Here is a 25,157-nt window from a genome sequence, read left to right as displayed (position 1 = left end):
GTATGAATTTTCAAATATTCTTTGGTTTTATAGTGGTTTGCTACATCTGCTATTACTTAGGAATAGTGGCCTACGACCTGATGGTAAACAGCAAGCGGGCTGCCAGCGAAGACGACAAGGTACAGGAGGAAGCCATCGACATTTCTGATGAAGTAAGGGAATTTACCCCCGTGCTTATCACTCGCCCTATTGTCAAGAAGCAAAAGGCAGCTGCCATGAAACGGAAGCAGACGGCAGAGCTCCTGATGACCGGCGGCATTGAGGTAAACGACTTGCTGATCAAGGTGGAAGACCTGTCGAAAGACGGTGAGAACAGTGAACTGGGTGGGCTGCTTGCCGACTGGAAGGAAAGTCCACCATCTTCATAGCGGATTTCTTCATGAATCATATATCGACCTTTAGCTTTAACATTGCAGACGTAGCACTTTAACTTGTTTGACTTACGGCTTTAACATGGAATTGAATTTCAAATTTAATCCATTCGATTATGTCGCAATTAAGAGAACAAGCAATAGCGTGCGCAAAGAAAGCTTGGAGTTTTGCGAAGCAGCAGTCTTTGAAATTAGCAGTGGGTGTATGTATGTTCACCCTGAGTACAGGAACAGCGTTGGCCAACAGCAGGGGGGCGGGCGGCTTCTCAAAGGCCACCACGGAGATCTCTTCGTATCAGACCCCTGTTTCCAACCTGATGAAGGCCATCGCAGCCGTCATCGTGCTTGTGGGTGCGTTCAATGTATATTTCAAGATGCAGAACGGCGACCAGGACGTGAAGAAGACCATCATGCTCACCATCGGTGGCTGTGTGGCTTTCATCGCCATGTCGGAGGCGCTTCCGCTCTTCTTCAAGTAACTAACCGGTGGGAGCCGGACCATCTGACCATGCGTCTGGCTCCTGCCAAATTTCAACATTCTATGGAAGATTTCTTTCCTATATACAAGGGCATACAGAAACCGTTGGAGTTCATGGGCATCAGAGGCCGATTCCTGACCTTTGCTGCCATAGCCATCGGCGTGTCCTTCCTCGGCTTTATCCTCTTCTCCATCATCTTGGGTAAGTTAGCCGGCTTCATTGCCATGATTGTCCTTGCCCTTGTTGGACTGGCCACCATTTACATCCGGCAGCGCAATGGCCTTCATGCCAAACGCCACGATAAGGGTATCTGCATCTATCACGGAATCTTCAAACAATAAAGGTTATGACACAGAAAAGAAAACCATTCGACAAGCTCTTTGCCCAGTTGCAGGACATCAGGGAGAAGGGCGGGAAACAGCTCAACACGGTGCTCTGGTCGCAGAAGGGCAATCCATCAGTATTTTTCGAGATAGAGAATTTCGTGCAGCAGTATTGTACCGATGCCGACCAGTATCGGCTCTTTCAGGACGTACTGGCCAATATCGTCAAGACGCTCGGCGAAGGCTATGCCCTCCAGAAGCAGGATATTTTCTGCAAGCAGGAATATCACCATGAGCCGGAGGGAGAACAGGAGTTCCTCACCGAAAGTTACTTCAACTACTTCGAGGGACGGCCTTATACCGACATACGCACCTTTCTCATCATCACGCAGGAATGTGCGCACAATGCCTTCGTGAAATACGATGCCAAGCGATGGGAGGACTTCCATGTAAAGGTGGCCAAGGTAGCCGACATCCTGCAGGAGAAAGGTATTGCGCACCGTAAGCTGAGCAAGCCTGAGATTGTCGAGTACCTTCATCGCTTCATGGCGTTCCAGTTCAAGCAGGGACCATTCTCCATGACCAACTTCAAGTGCTCGGACGAGAACCTGAAGATTGGCGACCGCACGGTAAAGTCCTTCCCCTTGGTGGATATAGACGAAATCAACATGCCCAACTTCGTGCGTCCGTTCCTCTCTGTGAATATCAACGGTACTTACATTGCCACCGACCTCTTCTCCTTCCTGACGGAGATTCCTTATACCGATTGCGTCATCTACAATCAGGTCATCCAGATACCTGCCCAACGAAAACTCATGCGGAAGCTGCAAGGCAAGGCGAAACGTCATGGCTCCATGCCCGACCCGTCCAACCGCATCGCCAAGGAAGATATAGAACGATTACTGGACACGTTGGCCGTGGATAGCAAACTGATGGTCTATACCAACTTTAATATCCTCGTCAGCTGTCCACACGATAAGATAACCCCAGTTACCTCGTATATCGAGACGAAACTCTACGACTGCGCCATCATGCCTTCTCGGTCAGCGTATAACCAGTTGGAACTCTTCACATGCAGTTTCCCGGGCAACGGCTATGCCTTCAATCCCGACTACGATCTCTTCCTTACGTTGTCGGACGCCGCACTCTGCCTTTGCTTCAAGGAGCATCTGAAACACTCGGAGGAGACGCCACTCAAAACCTACTATACAGATCGGCAGGGACTACCCGTGGCGATAGACATTACCGGCAAGGAAGGTGCGCACAAATATACCGACAATGCCAATTTCTTTTGTATAGGACCTTCTGGCAGTGGCAAGAGCTTCCACATGAACAGTGTGGTGCGCCAGCTTCTGGAGCAAAACACGGATGTGGTGATGGTTGATACTGGTGACAGCTACGAGGGAATATGCAGCTACTTCGGTGGCACTTATATCACCTATTCCAAGGAGCATCCCATCTCCATGAATCCGTTCAAGATTACCAAAACGGAGTACCGACAGAACTTCGGGGAGAAGAAGAACTTCCTCAAATCCCTCATCTTCCTGATCTTCAAGGGTAGCGAGATGCCCTCCAAGATTGAGGATGCCATCATCAATCAGGTCATTGTAGAGTATTACGATGCCTACTTTCATCCTTTCCGTGGCTTTTCTTCCGAAGAAAAGGACAGACTGCGCCACCGACTTTTGCTGGAGGATAAGAAGAACGGCGAGTATGAGAAGTATGGTGAGAAGGTGGAGCATCGCTATTATCAGGACTTTGAGGAACATCAGAGCGACATTTCCACAAAGGACTATGCAGAGGGTAAGGACGACATCTTTTCAGAAGCAGAGGTGCGGCATCAGGTCAAGGCAAAGCGTCAGGTGGAGAAACTACATGCCTTGGTCAATGACAAAGCTGCGACCGAAGGCGAAAAGGTGGCGGCCAACCGTCAGCTTATGCGCATCATGGCGGAGGTGATCGAGGGCAGCTATCTTATGCGTATCGAACAGAAGATAGAGAAAATGGAACAGCGCAGACGGAAGATGACCGTCAGGAAATTGTCTTTCAATACTTTCTATGAATATGCCTTGGAACGTATTCCACAGTTGATGGCCGAGAAAAGGATAGCCTTCAACATTGACAACTTCGCTGCCATCCTCGAACAGTTCTACCGTGGCGGTGAACTGGAGAGTACACTGAACAACGATTTGGAGCAGTCGCTCTTCGATGAGCGGTTTATCGTCTTTGAGATAGACAAAATCAAGGACGACCCCGTGCTGTTTCCCATCGTTGTGCTCATCATCATGGATGTGTTCCTCCAGAAGATGCGTATCAAGAAAGGCCGAAAGGCACTCATCATCGAAGAGGCATGGAAGGCCATCGCCTCGCCTACGATGGCAGAGTATATCAAATATCTGTATAAGACGGTGCGCAAGTTCCACGGCATCGCCGGTGTGGTGACGCAGGAATTGAACGATGTGATTGACTCGCCCATTGTCAAAGAGGCGATTATCAACAACAGTGATGTGAAAATCCTGCTCGACCAGGCCAAGTTCAAGGACAGGTACGATGACATTGCGGCCATCCTCGGATTAACGGCCGTACAGCGACAGCAGATCTTCACCATCAATGCGCTCAATAACCACGAGGGGCGCAACTACTTCAAGGAGGTATGGATATGCCGTGGGCAGGTGTCGGACGTGTATGGTGTGGAGGAGCCGCCTGAATGTTACTGGGCCTATACTACGGAACGGGCAGAAAAGGAAGCACTCAAAATCTATACAAGGCACTTCGGTGGCAACATCCAACGCGCCATCACGGAGATCGAAAAAGACCGCAGACAGACTGGGATAAATAAATATCTCGACTTCGCGCGGCAGGTCAACAATCATCAAAACATTATGAGCTTATGGAAAAGTCAAAGTTAATCCTCGTTCTGGCGATGCTCCTTGCCTCGCTGAATATCCAGGCTGGCTGGCGTGTGGTGATCGACAAGAGAACGATGGCAACAGTAACGGCAAATGCAGTTTCGCAGAAAATCATTGAGGACAAGCACAACGGTCGTCTGGATTCCATCAAGTCCAAGCAGGAGAAGCTGATGCAATACACCGCTACGATGGCAAGCATTAAGGAACTCTACCAACTTTCCATGCAGAACATTACAGGCTTTGGGGAGGAAAGCAAATACTATGGGGAAATAGTCTCGCTCACCGCTGGTATCTTCAAGGACGTGCCCATCGTGTTGAAACAGCTCGGCAAGTCGCCGGGCAAAAACTATGTGGTATGCATCAATGAGATGGCCAACCTCGTGTCCGAGACGGAAGGACTGGTACACGACTTTGTGGACATTGTGAACAATGGCAGAATCCGCAACCCACTCAAAGAAGGCAAAAACGGCGGCAAGGACGATGGGTATAACCTGCTCAACCGCTATGAACGGCTGACGATGGCTAACAAAATCTACAGCCGTCTGCTTGAAATCCACTACAAACTGGAGGTCATGATGATGATGTGTCAGTTCGGAAACAGCTGGGGCGATGTGCTCATGGCCATCGACGTGGAGTCATGGGCTGCCTATATCACCGCTCGCAACTCGGTGGACGGGCTGATTGACAACTGGAACGGATTGGGTGTATAATGGAGGTCGAGCATATGAAAAGAGCATATTATATAAATAGGTGTTGGATGTTGCTCTTATGCCTAACATTAGCAGCTCCTACTTTTGCCGATGTAATTCCCACACCGAGGGATCCGGCCACCATCGAAGCCCTCATCAGTCTGCACAAACTCATTAAGGGCGAGGAGGACAAGGCCTTGGCAAAGGTGACGACGAGTTTTGGCGAGCAGAGCATCATCACAAAAGGTGCCACGAAGTTCAATGATGTGAGGACGACCTTGGACAGCAAACTGAACAACGGCTATTCCTACGTCATCTTAGCCAGTGCGTTGGGTTCGACGGCCAACAGCATGTATCGTCTGATACAGGAGTATTCCCAGTTTACACGCTCCACCTTTCAATATACCTTCAAGAAACCGATGGTGGCATGGTACTATACCGAGGCGAACATGGCATGTGCAAGGGAAATCAAGAATATCAAAGCCCTTTATGCCTCGCTTGCCGCCAGCGGTATCAACGCAATGAAGGCCTCGGTGGACGAGAAGCTACATCTGGTCATGGAACTGAGAACATCCATCGAGAACATGAGGGGAATTATAGACGGTGCCAACGTATGGTGCAGCATCATTACCGTCGGCGGCTTCAGATACGATTACATCTGGGACATTCTCAACAGTGAGGTAACGGACAAGATAGCAGAGAAAGTAATCAATAAATGGAACAGCGTATGAGAAAGTATTTATTGATAATAGTGGGCTTGCTTTACCTATGTTTACCAGTATCGGCACAGCATCCAACCTACGACGACCAGAAGGAAAAGCAGTGGAAGTCAATGGAAAACGGGCCGTGGGATTTTTCTCCTGCATGGTATTATTACCTGCTGCATAAAAAGTATAGTGGTGGGGAGACCTACTGGAAATGGGGATTCCTTAAATCTGGTTGGAGGGTGCGGTTCAAGGAAAGTAAGTCCAAGGTGAAGCGGATCATGCCCACCCGTATCACCGCCGAGGAGACACAACGGCAGAAGATGAAGGAAGCCGAACAGGAACGTGTCAAGATGGAAGAACTCTACAAGGAGGAAGTGGCGCGTGCCGCTGACAGGAATGTCGATCTGGTTTATTCTTCGTTCAAGGCCGACTTTGACCGTATGCAGCAATCCATTGCCGACGGACTGCTCTTCTGTATGCAGCGAAGCAAGGGCAAACTGAAATATCAGGTCGATGAACTGACACGGCAGAATGAAATGATTTGCCAGGAAATCGTCTACATCCATCGGACAGGTGCAGGGTATGAACTTGAAAACGCCAAGCGGCAGAAAGCCTACCAGCAATACAAGAAACAGATGGAGGAGATGGTCAGCCGTGTGGCGCACCTTGTCGGCATGGCGCAGAACTATTACAAACGATAAAACATGGTTTAAGAATATGGTTACAGACATCTTATTGAATATCACAAGTCAGCTGCTCACGATGGGACTGCCTTCCATCGACGAGAGCCTTGACAAGCTGCTGGTGGCGATGGAAACCTTCCCGAAGTCGGCGGTGCTGGGCGACACCGTGGGCTATGCCCGTGTCATCGGCCTATGCCTTGCCCTTTGCGTGGGTTCCTACGAGTGCTGGATGATGATGCTTGGGCGCAGGGCGATGGACGTGATGAAACTCCTCCGTATCGTGGGACTGTCCATCTGCATCACTTACAGCTCGTGGATCTGTCAGGAGCTTGCCTGGCCGGGAAAGGCATTGGAGGCGACGACCAAACAGATGGCGAGCAGCAAAAATAAGGAGGTCGCAGCCCTCGAACTGAAAGTGGCGCAGAAGCAGTCGGACTACCTCAAACGGCTCCGGCAGGTACAGGACAGCATCGAGACGGCGAAGCAGGTACAGGAAATTGGCGAGGATGCCCATTGGTGGGACAAGCTCATCTACAACATGGAGAATCTTGGCTCGACCATCAACAATTATGCGCAACGGGCTACCGTAGCCGCGGAGACAAAAGTGTCGGAATGGATCAACGACGTGATACGCTTTATCGGGGAACTGATCTTCCAAATGTCGTATTATGGCATTTTGGTGGCGCAACGTATCTTCATGACGATATTGGCGACCTTCGCGCCCATCATGTTTGCCCTGTCCATCGTACCGCCATGGAGCAGTGCGTGGTCGCAATGGATCAGCAAATACCTTTCCTTATCGCTTTGGGGATTTGTTACCTATATGTGCCTGTATTACATAGACTTCATTCTGATGTATAACCTTGGCGAGGACCTTACCGCCTATGGCAGGCTTCTACAAGGACAGGTGAACTCATGGGGACAGATAGGTGCGCTGGGCATTCAGGGCATCGGCTCCAACTGTATGTACGCTATGGGTATGCTCGTGGGTGCCTACATTATCCGCTTTGTTCCAGAGGTGGCATCATGGCTGATACCAGGTGGCGTGAGTTCGAGTGCGGGCAGTGCCGCCGGTGGTGTTGTGGCAGGTGCTGTGGGCGGAGCCGTGGGCAGTGCCGCCTCTACTGGTATGGGCATCGCTTCGGTGGCTACGCCAGTAGCAGGTTCGGCGGTATCGGGTGCAGCACACCTCGGAGCGGCAGGTATGGCCGGGGCAGTAAGTGGCGCAAGTGGTTATTCCGATGGCGGTGCAGCTACTTTGGCCGGGGCGATGGGCGGTGCAGCTTCAGGTATGGCGAAAGAGGCCAAACACATGTTCACCGAAAGCTCTGCTGGCAAGGCGGCATCGAAGATGGGCAGTTCCATGAAGGATTCATATAACAGAGGAAAATAAACTAAAACGACAGGATATGTTAATACAGAGTTTGGAACAGAAAACAAGACTCGCACTGACGACCGTACTGCTGACCATCATCGGCAGTACGGTGGTCTGTGCCTGCTGTATCTTCTATTGTGCCAAGTTGGTAACGGAAGAGCGTAATCAGATTTATGTCCTCGACGGCGACATCCCTTTCCTCGCTGAAAGGAGCAAGCAGGAGGCGAACTTTGTGATGGAGGCGAAAGCACACATCCAACTCTTCCATCAGTATTTCTTCAACCTGCCGCCCGATGATGATTATATCAAGTGGACGCTGTCCAAGGCGATGTATATGGCGGACGGTACGGCACTGAAGCAGAAACAGGCAATGGAGGAAAACGGTTTCTACTCGGACATCGTGTCTTCCTCTGCCGTGTGCATGATTATCTGCGATTCCATCAAGTTGGATGAGCAGTCGAGGAAGTTCAAATATTATGGTACGCAGATTATCAAGCGCCGTTCGCGCGACATGAAACGCTCCCTCATCACGGTGGGCAGCATCGAGAATGTGCCCCGCACAAGGAATAATCCGCACGGGCTGCTGATTACCAACTGGAGAACGCTGGAGAATAAGGATTTAGACTACTAAGGGTATGAAGAAGAAAATGAAGCGTGCGAAAGCAGCAAAAGCAAGATGGGAACAGGGAGTCAAAGGTAAAATAGAAACCGTCGTAAGGAAATTCTCTCGTCAGTGGAAGATACAGGAGCGGATAGACGCTGCCAATACATGGGCTACAAATCATCCGAAGCGCACGGCGGCCATGACCATCGGTGCGTTGGTCTGTTCGCTCGGCCTTGGGATTCTTGTCTCCCTCTACACTCCACAACCCAGCAAGGATATTGTGGGAGAGATAGAGAATGTGCAGTCTATGTTCGCCGGACTACAGAGCATACAGAATGGCAAAAACGTGCAGGTGCGTGAAGTCGGGCAGCTGGCTCTCAGAGGACAACGGCTGAAATGGGAGTTGGATTCCCTTGTACACATCCCTGTAAAGACACATCGGGATTCTATGCTCATCATCTCTAAATACAGACAACTCGAAATGATAGTGGCAAACTTAAAACATCAATGATATGAATGAACTGATTAAGAAACTCTTACTCAAAGTAGGACTGAGAAAGGAGGATGACCCTTCAGACAATGCCCGGACGGAGGCTGATGCAGAAACGCAGGGTGAAAACGAGGCTAAGGGCGACGAAAGGGAAAAGACAAGTCCGAAAGAGCCGCCCGTAGTGAAGCCCTTATCACAGGGCAAGAGTTGGTGGCGCATCGACTTCAAACAGCCCAAGTACATCTTTCCTTTGGCCATTCTTCTGCCTATCTTGTTCTTAGGCTATGAGTTGATGGGGGTGTTCGGAGGTACGGACAATGCCAAGAAGGGTGTGGCCACGGACAGCATCAATGCCTCCCTGCCCACGGCGGCCAATGCTGATATGGGTGATAAGATGACTGAGATGAACAAACGCTATAACGAAGAGGATGCGGCATCGGCAGTGAACGGCATCGGTGAGGACCAGCCACAGCAGGACTCGCTCGGCAACGGCTATCAAGAGCATGAACTGGATGAGATAGACCGCCAGAATGCCATCAATGCCCAGCGGCAGAAGGATATGGAAGCCTTGCAGCAGCGGCTGGCTCAGTCACGGAAGCATATCAATGCCTATGAGGGTGGCAGTTACGGAGGTGCATCTGGCTATGGTTCGGGCGGCAGCTATGGGCGCGGTTCCAGACAGACAGAGATGGATGACTATGCCAGGGAGGTGGAGGCGATTCAGAAGAGAAGCCTTGCCCGGCAGAAAGCGTTGGAGAAGAGCATAGGTATCGGCGACGAGGATGAAAGTGCCAAAGTGTCAAAAGCGTCACATCCTTTTGGTGCGTCCAATCGTAAGTCCGAAGAGAAACCGGTCATTGTCAAGAAAGTGATGGAGGGTAATGCGGAGAAGTTCAACACCGTCAGTGCCGAGCCTACGACGGATGTTCCGTTGATCCGTGCCATGATAGACAAGACGACGAAGGCACACGAGGGTACACGCCTCCGCTTCAAGCTCCTCGACGATGTCACGCTCAAAGGGACAAAATTGAAGAAGGGCACCTACCTCTATGGTACGGTGACGGGATTCGGTCAGCAGCGTGTGATGGCGACCATCACCAGCATCCTGGTCAGGGATAAGTTCATCAAGGTGGGACTGTCGGTCTATGACAACGACGGCATGGAGGGCTTTTATGTCCCGGAGTCTGCCTTCCGTGACCTGATGAAGGATGCCAAGGCGAATGCCTTGCAGAGCAACATCAACTTTGACGGTGGGTATGGCAGTGGACTGAGTTCCGAAGCGGTGGCTCTGCAGGCCCTACAGAATATGTACCAGTCGGTAACATCAGCCGTGTCTACCAATATCCGAAAGAACAAGGCTCGTATCAAGTACAACACCATCGTCTACCTGGTCAATACCAATGCAGAATAGCTTTCAAAAATTCATCAAACATTTAGGAAATATGAAAAAGATTTTAGTTCTCATGGTTGCCCTCATGGGATTGTGTGGCAGCCTTCAGGCACAGAAGAAGTATAAGAACATCGAGGCAGACTCGGCTTCGGTGAGGTATATCCGCAACGCCAAGCCTACGGACAGCTACATCTTCGACGAAAACAGGCGTAAGGATGTGGTGTTTGTCAACGAGGAAGTGACGACACACCTGCTGATGCCTGAGAATATCAAGCTCGTAGACATCTCGACGAGCAAGATTGTGGGCAACCAGTGTACGGACAATATCGTGCGCATCAAACCCTCTGGGAGAATGTACAACAACGAGCTGGTGGGTACGATTACCGTAATCGGTGAGCGGCATATCGTACAGCTCAACGTGGTTTATACCGCCGGACCTACCAAAGCCAACTCCATCTACCGCATCAAAGCCGGGGACATGGGCAGGTATGAAAATCCCGACGTATCGATGCCGCGCAAGGAAATGGCGGCCTACGCCTGGGCCATCTTTGCCAGTAAACCACAGAAGAACATCCATTCTAATGAGAACGGAATCAAGGCGAGGGTGAACAACATCTACAGTATCGGTGACTATTTCTTCATCGACTACTCGCTCTACAATGCTACCAAAATCAAGTATGACATCAGCGAGGTACGTATCAAGCTCACGGACAAGAAGGAACTGAAGGCCACCAACTCACAGACGATTGAGCTGACACCGGTATATAGTCTGAGCAGTGCCAAGAGTTTCAAGAAGGCATACCGTAACGTGCTGGTGCTCGATAAACTCACCTTCCCTGAAGAGAAGGTGCTGAAGCTGGAAATTTCGGAGGAGCAGATTTCGGGGCGTATCATCACGCTCGATATCAACTACAAGGATATGCTGCACGCTGACGGGGTCAGTGAGCAGATGGTATCGTATCTGCCAGTGTTTTAACCATCAAATTGTAAAGTCATGGCTGTAGAAGAGACAAGAGAACAGCAGCAGATGTACAACATCTTCAGGAGCTGCATCTATCTTTTCCTGATAGTGGAACTGATCATGAATCTGCCCATCACGGCGGACAACCGTGTCACAGGATTTATTTTGGAACTCATCGCACGCTTCAAAGTGTTCAACAATGTGGCATCGTGTAAGCTCGTCGAACTGATCTGCATCGGTGTGACATGTATCGGCACACGTCCGCAGAAGGCACTGAAGTTCAATGTCAAAACGATGGTGCTTTATCCTATCGGCATCGGCATCACATTCATCGCACTCTGCATGATGTTTCATAAGGGCATCTGGGGAGGAGTCTCTTTTGGTTTTCCGACCAACCGCATCCTTTATGCCATGACTTCCATCATCGGTACAATGCTCCTGCATCAGGGGCTGGACGGTATCTCGCGCTTCTACAACTATAAGTTAGGAGAGGACCGCTTCAACTTTGAGAACGAGTCGTTCCAGCAGTCGGAGGAACTGAATGAGAATCCTTACTCGGTGAACATCCCGATGATTTACTATTTCAAAGGACGTATGCACAAGGGGTGGATCAACATTATCAATCCCTTCCGTGGTACCATCGTGCTGGGTACGCCTGGCTCCGGCAAATCCTTCGGCATCATCGACCCGTTTATCCGCCAGCATGCGGCCAAGGGGTTTGCCATGATGGTATATGACTACAAGTTTCCTACATTGGGCAAAACGCTGTTCTATCAGTATTGTAAGAACAAGAAGCTCGGCAGGTTACCAGAGAACTGTGGTTTCCATATCGTGAACTTTACCGATGTGGAATATTCCAACCGCATCAATCCTATTCAGCGAAAATATATCCCTGATTTGGCGGCGGCAGCAGAGACGGCAGCGACCTTGCTGGAATCGCTCAATAAAGGGGGCGACAAGAAGGGTGGCTCGGAGGCGTTCTTTCAGAACTCAGCCATTAACTTCCTCTCTGCCATCATCTATTTCTTCGTGAACTTTCACCCGACGGGATTCAAGGACGGCAAGAAGCTCACGAGGTATGTCAAATACAGGGGCAAGAAACTGAAATTGATTACGAAGAACTGGCATGACTACCGGGCTGTCGATAAGGACGGCAACACGATACTGGACTTTGTGGATGAGTTGAGCCACGATGTGTCTGTAGATGAGGACGGTATGTTCGTGGATTTGAATGACTTCACTTATATCAGCCGTAACGGGCAGAGGGTGCATATCACTTCGTCATGGTATGAGGATGAGCAGGGGCAGGTGGTGGAACCGGACACCATCACCGGAGAATACTCGGATATGCCGCACGTGCTGTCCTTCCTTGGCAAGCAGTACAGTGACGTATTCGACATCCTGATGCAGGACCAGAAGATTCTCTCGCTCATGGCTCCGTTCCAGTCGGCTTATACCAACAAGGCGATGGACCAGCTCGAAGGTATGGTGGGTACGCTCCGGGTCAATGCGGCACGCTTGGTCTCGCCAGAAGCCTACTGGATTTTTACGGGGGACGACTTCGACCTGAAGATTTCAGACCCTGCAAGTCCTTCATATCTCGTGATAGCCAACGACCCGGAGAAGGAGCAGATAGTGGGTGCACTGAATGCGTTGGTGCTGAACCGTCTCGTTACCCGTGTGAACAGCCGGGGGAATATCCCTGTTTCCATCATTGTGGACGAGCTGCCGACCTTATACTTTCATAAGATTGACCGTCTGATCGGTACGGCGCGTAGCAACAAGGTGGCTGTGACATTAGGCTTTCAGGAACTGCCTCAGTTGGAGGCGGACTATGGCAAGAACGGTATGCAGAAGATAATCACCACGTGCGGAAATATCTTCATGGGGGCCGCCCGTAACAAGGAGACACTGGAATGGGCGCAGAACGATGTGTTCGGAAAGGCGAAGCAGACTTCCAAATCCATCACCATCAACGACCAGAAGGTTTCCACATCTATCTCGGAACGGTTAGACTATCTTGTTCCAGCGGCGAAGATAGCGGACATGGCGACGGGTTGGCTGGCAGGTCAGTCGGCACGTGACTTCACGCCTACCGAGAGTAGTATGATGCAGGGCTTTAATATCGAGAAGTCGGAGGAGTTCAAGACATCCAAGTATTTCTGTAAGACCAACTTCGATATGGCACAGATCAAGCAGGAGGAAAGTCTATATGCCGACTTGCCGAAAATCTATCAGTTTGCCTCTAACCGTGAGAAGGAAATCATGCTCGGTCGTAACTTCAAGCGGGTCAATGACGAGGTGGACGCGATGATTGCCGAGCTTCTTGGCAAGGACAGGAAGAAGAAACAGGAAAATAAACAGTAGTATGGTACTTGAGCAGTGGAAAGGATTGTCAGGCAGTGCCCTGAAGATAATAGCATTGGTGTCCATGACCATGGATCACATTGCTTATTACCTCATGGAACATGGTAGTTTGATGTATGACTTGATGCGGACGATGGGAAGAATGGCGTTCCCCATCTTCGCCTTTCTACTGGTAGAGGGGTATGACCATACTCGTTCCACAAGGAAGTATGCGCTAAGCCTCTTGGCTTTTGCACTTATATCTGAAATACCATGGTGGCTGCTCAATCACGATAATACCCACAATGTGTTCTTTACTCTGCTATTGGGGTTGATAGCGATAGAGGGGATGTGCAGAATCGGAGACAAGCCCCTGATATGGTGCATCATCATTGCCTCAATTTGCGGCAACGCCATTTGGTTGCACGTCGATTATGAGTATTCCGGCATCCTGCTAATATGTGCGTTCCATATCTTTAAGCCAGATAAGGTAACAAAATGCCTTTTAGCTACCCTGTTCATGTACCAGTATGGTGTAGTCGGGCTTTGTTTGGGGCTGTCTGCTATCCTTTGTTACAATGGAGAGCGAGGATTTATCAAGGGACAGTATGCGAAGTATTTGTGCTACGCGTACTATCCCTTGCACTTGGTGCTTTTTATGTTATTGAGTCTAGTCTTCTAATCTCAATTCTTCCGACAATTCAATAAAGTTGGTAACATAAGACAGTCTCGGTGAACTACCCCGTCTAAGTGATTTTGCATATCGGGCAATATCTTCAGGCGTAAAATGCTCAGAGGTAAAGAACACATTCAACTTACTAGTATCAGACTCATCAACTTTCCATAGCTTAGATTCTGTACTATAGCTATCTGTAGTCATATAATAAACTAATAAATCACAGAAAGGGAAGAGAATAATTGGAACATCATATTCTGAGTATTTTTTTCGTACAAAAAGTGAATTAGGCAATATCCTATCTAACTCGCTAACTAGTTTTTGACGGGTAAGTTGATGATTAACGATGTCTTCATATAATCCCAAATGGTAACTTCTAATATATAAAAGTAACAGAATCAACCCAGGTAGCTCCTCTCTATTCGTATTGAGTGAACAATATACTAATCGAACAGATACCAGCAATTTCTGCATCTGTCTAAGCGTTAGCTTTTTACAACCAGCAAGAGATCTAACAAACTCTTCAAAGAATGAATAAGCCGAACTTGGCATATCAGAATTATTACCAAAGAAGAAGCCTTTGAAATTAAGATCATCACACAGATACTTAATGTAGTAATCATAGTTGGGTTCTGGTAAGAAGTATTCTATATCTATAAAGCGACGTAAGTACTCTTCTGCGTCAATTCGGTCACTTCCAAAATACCCTCTAATAGAATTACTTAACTGTTGCTTATCCACAGAAAGGATAAATATAATATTAGGAATAGAGAAAAGATGCTTTACTCGTTCCAGTACTTTTACAGCATGATGTGGGTTACATCTATCTAATTCATCTACAAAAAAGATTAATGGTTGTTCTGTTAATTGGTCTACCAAACCCTTTAATTGTGCTCGAAAAGAAGTAAGACTCTTTCTTTCTTCATAGTATTTATCTATTTGCTCTTTAAGAGCAGATGCACCTTCCTCAAGCATATCGGATATACAATCAGCTGCATCACTTCCTATATGTTTTTCCACAATATGCTTCACTATTTTGGGTGTTGCTGCCAAAGTTATTTTGCCAGCATTAGCTATTACAGATGCAAACAAATCTTTGAATTTTTCTTCTTGGCTTAATTCGCCAACTTCTGCGATCATTGCAATTAAAGGATCTTCAACAAAATCTGATTCCCAAGCATTATAATAGATGGTCTTATACCCCTTGTTCTTCAGCATTTGTTTCCACATCTTTACAAATGTGGTTTTGCCAGCCCCCCATGCGCCACTAAGACTTATTACACAGCCCTCATGGTCATGAGCAATAATGTTTGTCAATATATTGGCATACTTTTCTCGTCCTAACTTGTCCTCCTTAAAAGGAGAATCTACTCCAATTTCAACGTCTTTAAATCTATACTGCATTATCTGTTTTTTTTATTTTTCTATACCTCAGCCCAGAATGCTCTCCTTTTTGCCACAGTCGATAGTTTGGCAGCAACTCAAACTTTGCCAAATGTCCATTGATAGGCCTACTACCAAAAAACAAATCGACATCATCTTTCAAGCTCATACGCAGTTTTATGAGGAATTTTATGTCAACCCCAAACTCAGACTTAGACCCTTCCCTTTGTGGTGCAAGAATATTTTTTGTCTGGGTTGATATTGAAACATCATTTGGCATTTGCTCATCCATCCCTAATTCCGCTTCATCAGTCAAACGGGATCCATCACGATTCCAAAATGAGCCTCCATCATCTGAACAGAACAATATGATTTTCTTAATAGTTGGCTTTACGAAGCTCTTGTCAAACCAAGCATCATAGTCCTTTTGGGCTGTATACCACTCTAATTTGGTAGACTTAACATTATTGTAAAGTTCGAGGGAGGTGGAAACTTCTCCGTGCGGCATCGACCAATTCTCAATAAGATATTCTTCATCGTATTGTCCATTGTTATGAAAAGCAAAGAAGTTTAGGAGTGCCAAATAGATGCTTTTTATTAAATTAACGGGTGAACAAATAGCAGAGACCGTTTGTTCTTTATCTTCTAAAGTCGAACAATATACAACAAACAATCCTCTTTGGTCTTCTACGCTACCAAATTCAGGAAGTTCAACTAACTCATAGTGCATAAAGATATGGGTGCCTTCGCTGTCTATATGCAACGTATGCTCATAGTATGGATTTCCATTACCCAAATCTATGATTGCTTCCAGCCATTGTACTATATCCTGTAGCGGATCGTATAAATCGCTTAAAGGTATCATCAGCTGCTTTTGACCATTGATTCTAAAAACCATTTCCAGCCATCCATATCGTAAATTCTGGAAATCGACGTTTATCACATCAGGTTTCTTTGGAATCGATTTGGAATATTTGTCATAGATAAGACTTCGTTCATGGAACCAGTCTTGTATCTTTAGCCATCCGTCGTAAATCATATTCTTATTGGTATTGGGTATCCTCAAATAAACGAGGATACCTATTTCTATTTACACCTCTTGACTTTCAGACTCAAGTCCTCTTGCTTCTTCAAACTTTTCCTTCATTGTAGGATTGTTGTAGGTAAGCTTCTTAATAGTCAGCTCGTCAGCCTTCTTATTCGCTAAGCGAAGGTTGTCTTCAGAACCGACTAAGGCTTCACGCACCTTCTGTAGATGCTTGATAGACTCGTCAATCTGGGCGATGGCTGTATTGAACTTCTTGCTGGCCAATTCATAGTTACGACTGAAGCCGTTGCGGAACTCATTGAGCTTTGTCTCAAAGTTGGTTACATCAACCGACTGGTTACGGACGATAGCCAACTGCCGCTTATAATCCACAGCATTTCTCGACGCCTTGGCTAAAAGCGAAATGATGGGCATGAAATACTGTGGACGTATGACGAACATCTTAGGGTAACGGTGGCTCACGTCCACTATACCATTATTATATAGGTCACTCTCTGGCTCCAGCATACTTACGAGTACGGCATATTCACATCCCTTGGCAGTACGATCCTTGTCAAGTTTGGAAAAGAAGTCCTCATTCTTATGCTTAGTGGAAGTCGTGTCTGCCTCATTCTTCATCTCAAACATAATGGAGATATATTCCGTATCACCGTCATAGTCCCGGAAGATAAAGTCACCCTTGCTCCCATTGCTGGCATCATTGTCCTTCTCAAAATAGGCATTTGGATATAGTCCGAGCGACCGTGCATTATCAAATTCATTGTGACAATGTATCTCCAAATCCTCGCCAATCATCTTGGTTGATTGACGAGTCTTGAAGTCCTTATAGCGTTCTATCTCTTCGTCTTTGTCCTTCAGGCTGCGCTCGTAATAGTCTTTCATGTTTTTTTCGTTGAGCGCAGCTTTTGCCTCATTCTCGGTGAGTTTTGCCTCCAGCTCCGTGATGCGCTGTTGCTTCTGCTGTATGGCGTCCTGTTGGGCGGTCTTCTCCTGTATCACAGCAAGTTCCTGGTCTTTAGCCTTCTGCTGCAATGATGCTTCAAGTTCAAGTATACGCTTGTCCTTCTCTGCCACCTTGTTATCAATCTCCATCTGCTTACTACTCTGCAGACTTGCGATTTTCTCTTCCAAGCGGGTAATTTCGGTATCTTTGTCAGATATCTGCTCTTTCATTTCGAGCTGTTTTGTCTGGGCAATACTGTTCAGGCGCTCGTTTAGCTTTGCTATCTCAGTATCTTTGCCGGCAATGACTGTATCCTTTGCCGACAACTTATCCTTGTACCCTTGCTCGGTTTTTAAGATAACTGTAGCTTGCTCTGCCTCCTGCTGCTTATGAAGTTCAGCAAGTCTTTGATTTATCTCTGCCTCAAAAGCATCATTCTTAACTTGATTAAGGATAGCTGCATAATCAGCTTCGTCAACGGTGAAAATAGCACCGCACTTTGGACATTTAATCTCGCTCATAAACAAACTTATTAAAAATTACAATGCAAAGGTAATCACTAACTGTGCAGACATTCTGCGTTATTGCGGATTTTTATTCGTCAGAGTACATTTTAGATAGGGTATCAGCCTCTTTCTTCATCTTTTCACGTAGTGAGGCTGGCTTTATCACCTCTATTTGGCTCCCAAAAGAACGCAACAATGCCCGCAGTTCATAGTTGTCTTTCACTTTCAGAGTTATGATTCTTCTTCCATCCTCAGTTCGTTCACCTCTGGCTACCTGTGATTCATGGAGAGGTTTGGTATAGATATAGTTGAAAGCCTTATCGTTGGCATATATTACAACGTCCTCAACTGGCACATCTTCAACTGATACACCAATGACATCCTCAAAATACTCATCGAAGTTGAAGTCTTCGTCCAGTGGTTCAAACTTCTTGCGGCCCATTTCCTTAATACCGTCTATCCTGTCAATGGCATAGTTGGTCAGTCCAACAAAGTCGCTTTGCTTACCGATAAGGAACCACCTATTATTATATTGCTTCAGATGGTACGGACTCACCACAAGCTCCGAAGCCTCCTTACCGAAAGGATGGTAGCAAATCTCCAGAGCCTGTCTGTTGACAATGGCATCGAAAATCTGCTTATAATAGTCCTTATCCATACCTTTCAGATAAGGATTGTGTTGGAAACTAACTACCGAACGCACATCTTTTCCCAGTTGACTGGTAGAATACAATTTCTTGTCAACATCCATCAGCCATTCGAACTGGGGTACCCCCTCAAAACGTTTAAGCAACATCAGAGCATCTGATACGATGTTCTGTTCTTCTTGGTTAAAAGGTCGCTCACTGATAGAGTCATTACGATGATGGTAGCGATAGTACATCTTATGGCCGTCACGTATGGCGTCAATCATCATTCCGTAACCTTCTTCGCTTTGCATGAATTTCAAGTCCTCCTGTACCTGGCGTTTCCTAACGCCATCCCCTTTCTTCCCTTCGCCATTGTAAAGGTAAAGCGCTTCATTGCAAGCATCTACCAAGTCGTCAATATAGTACCGACGACTCCAGTTGCCCAAACATCTGTCCAGTGCCTGGTATCTTATCTGTGCATTCTTATTGGTTGCCATAATCCACTATAATTTAATATTCGATGCAAAGTTATTGTGCAATAACGCAGCAATCCAGCATTGTTGAAAGTTTTTAACCAATATCATTAGACTTGTGGAAGTCAATAATATATTGGATGCCCACATGTGTGTTCACATTGAAAAGCATTAAGTTCTCATGATAATTTACGTCGTCATATTTCTTTTGACTGTCATTATAGCGTAACTTCCAACCATTAGCAATACCGCCATCGGGATAAATTGAAAGTGTAAAATCTGGACCTTTCAGATCTATCCAACGAAAATGTGGCTGTTTTTCTAACATAGTAATCTGGACATTTTTATTAACTAATTGGTCAATACATGCAGTAAGATAATCATTTCTTTCTGCAGCATCATAGAAGTTATCCATAAGTTTGTTTCCCCAGTTATTGGAATTATTGAGCCGCTTTGGGAAATAACATTTAACAGAGCCAAGCCTTACTCTAAGCACATTAGGGATAGCCTTAACCATATTTGCTAGAATCATGCAGCCTAATGGCGTGTTTAAATATTTCTCATTATAGGAAACGTCCACATTTTTCCCTTCAATAAAGGATTTTATTGCAGACCATTTTTCCTCATATTGTTTAGTCAATAGACTAAGTAAATCACTAATTTGACATGCGTCATCTTTCAGCCGAATAAGACTTGTAATATCATCCCCTTGTGAGAGAATTGTATCAAGTTCGATGTCGAACGTATTGAAAATAATGTCATGTGAGGTATAATATATATTTTCGCATTCTCCCCAATGTTCATTATAAGCAATTGAGCCTTCTAACGTGAAATATAACCGTAAAGAGCCATCCATGAGTTTTACTATCATCAATGGCTTATATGGTTGTGCTATCATGTCGGTTGTCTTAATGCCCCTTTTATAGATTGTTCCCAACAAGGCTATCTTGTTAGGGCTTACTCTTAGAGCATCTAACATCGTCTTATTAGAAACCAAATTTGTGGTGAAATGCCTGTTAAACAGTGAAGCTGATAGGGGAAATTCGTCATCTTCCCATTCATCAACGTTAGGATCAACAAAAACTGTTACAGACTCGATATTGTCATCAGAATCAAGACGGCTGATTTCAGAAACGAAGTCGCCAGTCATTGTTACTGCATCATCAAAAATAGCCTTTATTTCTTTTGGCGCAGTGCGGCTCTTTCTTTCCATCTTCAACCATTCAATAGCCTTATGGCGATCTAAATAGTTAGAATACCATTGAGTACGCCTATTTATAAGGCATTTCAGACATGCTCTTTCACAATTGCATGATTCTAGTGCTGTTAATGCATTCTCAAATATGATATTCTTATATTCAGGCAGATGCACTGAATAGCCTGAACCGCCAAGTGCAGTGTCAAAGATAAAAATGGAGTTGTAGTCCTGATTATATCCGAAAGATATTTCATCATCACGAACACCAAGGTATTTTGATAGTTCTTGTGTTATAACCGTACCCAGTGAATACAAAGTGGAGATGTCTTTAATCTCTTGCTTTTCATCATCATAAAACTTCATCTCTACTATATCAGTTGGATATTCTGCTGTTAATAGGACATGACGTCTTATATTGTCACGCTCATTTCCAACACATCTTGTATTATCTAAAAGGCTAATATGGTTTGATAAAGGATGGTCATTTGTAGGGTCTTCTGTTACCATCCTACCACAGTGGCTACAAAGTGCGAAGCCCGTTCCTGCCCCATAATTGTAGAATAGAATTTTGGACTTCTCTGACCCTTTTCTCATCAGTACCTTGGCATTATTAGTTCCTTCATTTCTCCATGGCTGCATTTCTAATAGCAAAGGCTGGGTAATGGCTGCTCCTGCATCTTCTATTTTTCTTTTGGGTGCCGATGTAAATGCAACCGTAAATCCCGCAGGCTCTATTACCTCTGTAAATGGAGATAACTTGCCATATACATCTTTTAATCCATGCATTTCATGGTGATGGCATACGGGACATTCATCTCCAACAGATGTAGGGGCTATTGTGGCAAAACCACAATGGCTACATCTTTGTAATGCAAATCTCCCAGCCTTATTATAATCCGTTTTAAGATATATTCCTTCAGACCGATATGCTAATTCATTTATAACAACTTGTCGTCCTGGGGAATACATTGAAATAGCTTGGCTGAGATGCTGAGTAATATCTCTATGGCTCCCACTGTCTTTGTACCAATCATTGTGCATTGAATAAACATCCTTCGTAAAAGGAACTAATCCTGTTGGCATTCCTGCACTTGGAATAAAGCCATTTTCTGCTAGATAACCAAGCAGAAAGCTATCCTTATAATTGCCTAATGCATTTTCTATAGCCTTTTGTTGACGTCCGCTCGCATCTTTTAACTGCATTTCATAGGCACTTAATCTATTTTCATAAATTTTCTTTATGTATTGAAGTTTGAAAAGCGCATTTACGGCAGCATCTTTTAACTCAGTTTTATTTTCAAAAACCGTACCACGAGTTAATGCTATATATGAATCATTCATCTTATTATCCATACCATTAGCTATACGATACAGATAATCTGAAAAAGCATCATATCTACTAGGGGTGTTATCAAAGAATTCTCTTAATTTCGTGGTAACATTAACACTAGTCCTAATATTCTGTTGCACAAAATCTGTAAGCAACAATGAGTTTACATGCCGCTGTACAAGTTGCTGACTTTCAAACTTTAATGTTGGCAGTTCATTATCATGGGATAACATCGACATGGGAGCATTCCATGTTGATGTACCTATAGGGGTAGGAGCACAGAATGTTACTGCCATTGACTTTGTCTCATTTCTTCTTCCTGCGCGGCCAGCTCTTTGTTGATAATTTGATGGCTTGGGCGGAACATTGTTCATCACGACTTCACCAATACCCCCTATGTCAACACCCATTTCCATCGTAGTCGAACACGAAAGTATATTAATATGCCCAGCATTGAATGCCTGCTCATATTTACTTAATGTTGAATGGTCTATTTGTGCAGAATGTTCAGCTGCCATAAATATCGGTCGATATAAGAAGATGGACTCATGTAGATTGGAAAGCAACCCTTTTTCTTCAATATTATTTAAATTGTTATTAACCCAAGCAATTATTTCCTCGTCAGAAACGTCAGTAGTCCTATCTCCTTCTGTTTTTCTGTGACAAGCAAAAGGAAAATAAGGCATTGTGATCTGGGCATCATCTTTTACTTTATAATGCGCAAAAGTAGAGTTTGCCAATATACCTGTTATACGAGGACTATATCCTTTCAAAATTGTTGTAACAGGAACATTATCTATAGGGCATACCCATGCTTGCTTTATAAGTTGAAGCCGAACCTTATTCTCGTCCATGAGATTGATGACATATCCATCATTTTCACTATCAACCTTTTCCAGCACATATTCTGTCAAGAATTTCCAAGCCTCTTTCAAAAGTTGATTGATCGTATTCTCTTGCTCTTGATTTAATTCACCAGAATAACCTAATGCAGCACAGAGTAGGAGTATTATTCGATGCTGCTTTTTTCCTTTTTCACCGACTAGTTTTACTCCTGGTATCCATTTTTTGACATCAACAACATTACCCTGTTTACTTTTATATGTCAAAGTACAATCCGAAGGGTAAACTGCGTTTGCTCTAATCTGCTGAGTGAGATAATGGCTAAGTTCTGCGGGTATGAAATAGTGCCTGCCCGCTCTAATAAAATAATCAACACAAATGACCAAGAAGTCTTGCCAGTCTTTATCCGTAAACTTATCGCCTACGCATGGTGGGACATGAGCATTTGAGATAGTAGGGTAAACTAGCCTTACCAGTCCCATATTTTCCAAGGAGTTTCCATATTTTGGAATCCAGCCAAATTGGTCTAAGAACATAGCATCGATGTAATTCCCCTTATTATTGAAATTCCTTTTGCTTAGGTTCATCAGGTGTGAGAATAATAATCTAAGCTGAGAATCTTGAAGTGTCGGGCTTCGCTTGACCTCGCCCCATCCGAACGACTTATATTTCACCACCGACGATGCTACGGCATCCTTGTACATGTTCATCAAATATCCTGGTACTTTCTCTCCTACAGATAACTTATGCTCTATATCCTTAATCATGTCTCGAACATCATCTGTAGGTTGTTTGGGTGCAGACATATTAAGGAGAGTATGATAAATAGCTGTTCTTATCCAGTTACGCTCAACATCCTGATTAATAGACATAGCAACCTTAGCAGATCCTTGACGATTATCCATGAATGACAAGTATTTGCGCCCACCGTAGGTTACTTCTGTATCATGATTATCTTTCGCTGGGTCTGTTGCGTTTAGAAGTGTAGAAGCCAGAATTCGACTCAGAAAAGACGAGCTCGCCCGTAAAGATACTCCGTTGGAAACCCCTTTCCCACAATGTGGGCAACGGTATCCACCTGACTCCCTAACAAAAGAAAAGGAATCTTCTGTTTGTTTGTCATCAACCTTTAGCCTTCCATTTTTTAAGGTAGTGAATTGTACATGTTCTGGATCCACATAGATATTATCATCGACTTTTGCTAAGACAAAACCTTCGTACACATCTGGTGTAGTACTTATGGTATCTGTTCCATAATCGTCCAGATTATCATCTTCTATATCTTGACCGAAAATATTTTGCTCCAAAGATTTGTCGATAGTCTTCATACGGATTTTCCCATAGTCATCTTTTCCTGTCACAACATTTTCTTCGCCAACAACAAGTACTTGCCCACATTGTGGACAAGTAGCTACCTCAAGCATAGGTTGCCTACAATCTTTATCAGGACAAACATTACTTTGGTAAGTTGTCATACTGCCCAATGAAGGGCGTATGGCCTTGTCACGGTTGCAGTCTGGATTAGTACAAACGTAAACACCATTAATTGACCGTATAAAGAAGTGAGCACGAGTAGGAATCATAGCCTCGCTAAGTTTATCTATAACCTTCAAGCGTTCATCTATGGTTGCTGATGGAGGCATAAAATATGTCAACTGAGACGTTGTGAGCCCATTTGATTCGTTTATTTTCCGACGCAAATGTTCTACAGTTTTCAAATTGAGACTACTATCCCCAATCATATTATTAACATCTTCTATGTCTCTATCAGCCTCTTCTTTATTTAATTCAGGAATAATTCTTTTACCATCAATTACCTCTATTGTATCAATAGGCTTTCCAGTAAGTCTATGAACAAAGGTTTTCAACTTCAACTTAATTGCTGGATCAGATGTATCACCAATTGTTGCAGATGTTACGGCGAAATTCACATCATCAACAGTTTCGCCGAACGCATCTATTATTCGCCGAATTTGAAGAGCTAATTCTGAAGCGGCAGAGCCTGAATATGAATGGGCTTCGTCAAGTAAAATCCAACGGAGTTTACCACGAGATTTTTGAATTATTGGCTGGTCCTCTTGGCGAACTAACATATAATTCAACATTGTTGGATTCGTAAACATGATTTGTGGAGGTGTACTTCTGATTTGCTGGCGGTACACCAATTCCGGTAGAGCTTTCTTTATACGCTCGTTTTCTTTGATATTTGGTTCTTTCTTCTCAAGATTATTTGTATCACCATTGTAAATGGCATAGGTGATGTTTGGATCAAGGGCTTTACACCACGCATTAATACGTTTTTGCTGGCTTTTCATCAAAGCATTTAACGGGTATATAAAGATTGCCTGAACCCCACTATCAAGTGGATTCTTAATCCGCTGCCGATATAAGTCTTGAAGAACTGGAATCATAAAGCACTCTGTCTTTCCTGAGCCAGTGCCAGTTGTAACCACAATAGTCTTGTGTTTGTTAAGCATACAATCCCAGCCCTTCGTTTGATGGAGATAAGGGCGACGCTCTGCAGGAAAGTTCTGTTCCTCACCGGTCAGACATTCGTCAGAAATTGCTTTTACGAATTTTTCGTCTAATATCTTCAACTTTGACGCATGGTCAGAAAAACTTTCAGTTGACTGCTCCCATGGAAATACCGTTTGGAAGATGGGCTCCGACATCAAAGACTCACGTTTTGTCAAGATTTCACGCAAATAAATTTGCTCCTTGCCTTTCCCTTTGAACCAAATGGACAGTAAAGTATTAACCATGATGCGGTTAGCATCCCTATAAAACTTAGAATACTCCAT

At 45.2% G+C, this 25,157-nt stretch carries 19 protein-coding genes; 14 read left to right on the top strand and 5 right to left on the bottom strand.

The window, feature by feature from the left end; translation table 11 throughout:
* Positions 1 to 2 precede the first annotated feature (2 nt).
* The 14 genes from ACZ48L_RS02490 (at position 3) to ACZ48L_RS02425 (ending at position 14,009) form a co-directional block, all read left to right on the top strand.
* Positions 3 to 368: a hypothetical protein gene (locus ACZ48L_RS02490; RefSeq protein WP_044113800.1), complete on the top strand. Its 366-nt coding sequence runs from the start codon at positions 3 to 5 to the stop codon at positions 366 to 368.
* Between the two features lie 119 nt (positions 369 to 487).
* Entirely contained in the window at positions 488 to 850 is a 363-nt protein-coding gene (locus tag ACZ48L_RS02485; RefSeq protein ID WP_025791082.1) for a DUF4134 domain-containing protein, read from the top strand.
* A 62-nt stretch (positions 851 to 912) separates the two neighbouring features.
* Positions 913 to 1,191 carry a DUF4133 domain-containing protein gene (locus tag ACZ48L_RS02480; RefSeq protein WP_025791084.1) on the top strand — a complete coding sequence of 93 codons (279 nt, stop codon included), beginning with the start codon at positions 913 to 915 and terminating at the stop codon, positions 1,189 to 1,191.
* Between the two features lie 5 nt (positions 1,192 to 1,196).
* The gene (locus tag ACZ48L_RS02475) at positions 1,197 to 4,082 is read left to right on the top strand and encodes a TraG family conjugative transposon ATPase (protein ID WP_025791086.1); all 2,886 of its coding nucleotides are present in this window, start codon (positions 1,197 to 1,199) and stop codon (positions 4,080 to 4,082) included.
* The gene (locus tag ACZ48L_RS02470) at positions 4,064 to 4,792 is read left to right on the top strand and encodes a hypothetical protein (protein WP_464722003.1); all 729 of its coding nucleotides are present in this window, start codon (positions 4,064 to 4,066) and stop codon (positions 4,790 to 4,792) included. The genes ACZ48L_RS02475 and ACZ48L_RS02470 overlap by 19 nt, the downstream gene beginning before the upstream one ends.
* A 14-nt stretch (positions 4,793 to 4,806) precedes the next feature.
* Positions 4,807 to 5,502, top strand: a complete 696-nt coding sequence (locus ACZ48L_RS02465; protein ID WP_278537166.1) for a hypothetical protein — start codon at positions 4,807 to 4,809, stop codon at positions 5,500 to 5,502.
* Complete coding sequence (locus tag ACZ48L_RS02460; protein ID WP_025791088.1) at positions 5,499 to 6,179, top strand: DUF5045 domain-containing protein; 681 nt, start codon at positions 5,499 to 5,501, stop codon at positions 6,177 to 6,179. Before ACZ48L_RS02465 ends, ACZ48L_RS02460 begins: the two co-directional genes overlap by 4 nt.
* Positions 6,180 to 6,195: 16 nt before the next feature.
* Positions 6,196 to 7,554, top strand: a complete 1,359-nt coding sequence (locus tag ACZ48L_RS02455; protein ID WP_025791090.1) for a membrane protein — start codon at positions 6,196 to 6,198, stop codon at positions 7,552 to 7,554.
* 16 nt (positions 7,555 to 7,570) lie between these two features.
* On the top strand, positions 7,571 to 8,167 hold the full coding sequence (traK, locus tag ACZ48L_RS02450) for a conjugative transposon protein TraK (protein WP_025791091.1): 597 nt from the start codon (positions 7,571 to 7,573) through the stop codon (positions 8,165 to 8,167).
* Positions 8,168 to 8,171: 4 nt separating this feature from the next.
* The gene (locus ACZ48L_RS02445) at positions 8,172 to 8,651 is read left to right on the top strand and encodes a hypothetical protein (protein ID WP_013264290.1); all 480 of its coding nucleotides are present in this window, start codon (positions 8,172 to 8,174) and stop codon (positions 8,649 to 8,651) included.
* Position 8,652: 1 nt separating this feature from the next.
* Entirely contained in the window at positions 8,653 to 10,041 is a 1,389-nt protein-coding gene (locus ACZ48L_RS02440) for a conjugative transposon protein TraM (RefSeq protein ID WP_025791093.1), read from the top strand.
* 31 nt (positions 10,042 to 10,072) lie between these two features.
* Entirely contained in the window at positions 10,073 to 10,996 is a 924-nt protein-coding gene (gene traN, locus ACZ48L_RS02435) for a conjugative transposon protein TraN (RefSeq protein WP_025791095.1), read from the top strand.
* An 18-nt stretch (positions 10,997 to 11,014) separates the two neighbouring features.
* Positions 11,015 to 13,348, top strand: a complete 2,334-nt coding sequence (locus ACZ48L_RS02430; RefSeq protein ID WP_278537161.1) for a type IV secretory system conjugative DNA transfer family protein — start codon at positions 11,015 to 11,017, stop codon at positions 13,346 to 13,348.
* A gap of 1 nt (position 13,349) precedes the next feature.
* Positions 13,350 to 14,009 (top strand): TraX family protein, encoded by a 660-nt coding sequence (locus tag ACZ48L_RS02425; protein ID WP_025791097.1) that lies wholly within the window; start codon positions 13,350 to 13,352, stop codon positions 14,007 to 14,009.
* On the opposite strand, the gene ACZ48L_RS02420 is transcribed toward ACZ48L_RS02425, so the two are convergent.
* The 5 genes from ACZ48L_RS02420 to ACZ48L_RS02400 all read right to left on the bottom strand — a co-directional run bounded on the left by ACZ48L_RS02420 (position 13,998) and on the right by ACZ48L_RS02400 (position 25,157).
* Positions 13,998 to 15,407: a KAP family P-loop NTPase fold protein gene (locus ACZ48L_RS02420; RefSeq protein ID WP_025791099.1), complete on the bottom strand. Its 1,410-nt coding sequence runs from the start codon at positions 15,405 to 15,407 to the stop codon at positions 13,998 to 14,000. The two genes, ACZ48L_RS02425 and ACZ48L_RS02420, sit on opposite strands and share 12 nt — an antisense overlap.
* Complete coding sequence (locus ACZ48L_RS02415) at positions 15,397 to 16,425, bottom strand: hypothetical protein (protein ID WP_061450557.1); 1,029 nt, start codon at positions 16,423 to 16,425, stop codon at positions 15,397 to 15,399. The genes ACZ48L_RS02420 and ACZ48L_RS02415 overlap by 11 nt, the downstream gene beginning before the upstream one ends.
* A gap of 51 nt (positions 16,426 to 16,476) precedes the next feature.
* Positions 16,477 to 17,898, bottom strand: a complete 1,422-nt coding sequence (locus tag ACZ48L_RS02410) for a DUF2130 domain-containing protein (RefSeq protein WP_025791102.1) — start codon at positions 17,896 to 17,898, stop codon at positions 16,477 to 16,479.
* A 73-nt stretch (positions 17,899 to 17,971) separates the two neighbouring features.
* On the bottom strand, positions 17,972 to 19,009 hold the full coding sequence (locus tag ACZ48L_RS02405; protein WP_455064287.1) for a helix-turn-helix transcriptional regulator: 1,038 nt from the start codon (positions 19,007 to 19,009) through the stop codon (positions 17,972 to 17,974).
* A 73-nt stretch (positions 19,010 to 19,082) separates the two neighbouring features.
* Positions 19,083 to 25,157 (bottom strand): DEAD/DEAH box helicase, encoded by a 6,075-nt coding sequence (locus ACZ48L_RS02400; protein ID WP_025791104.1) that lies wholly within the window; start codon positions 25,155 to 25,157, stop codon positions 19,083 to 19,085.

Source organism: Prevotella histicola (genome assembly GCF_055385135.1).
This window is presented reverse-complemented; position numbering and strand designations above follow the sequence as displayed.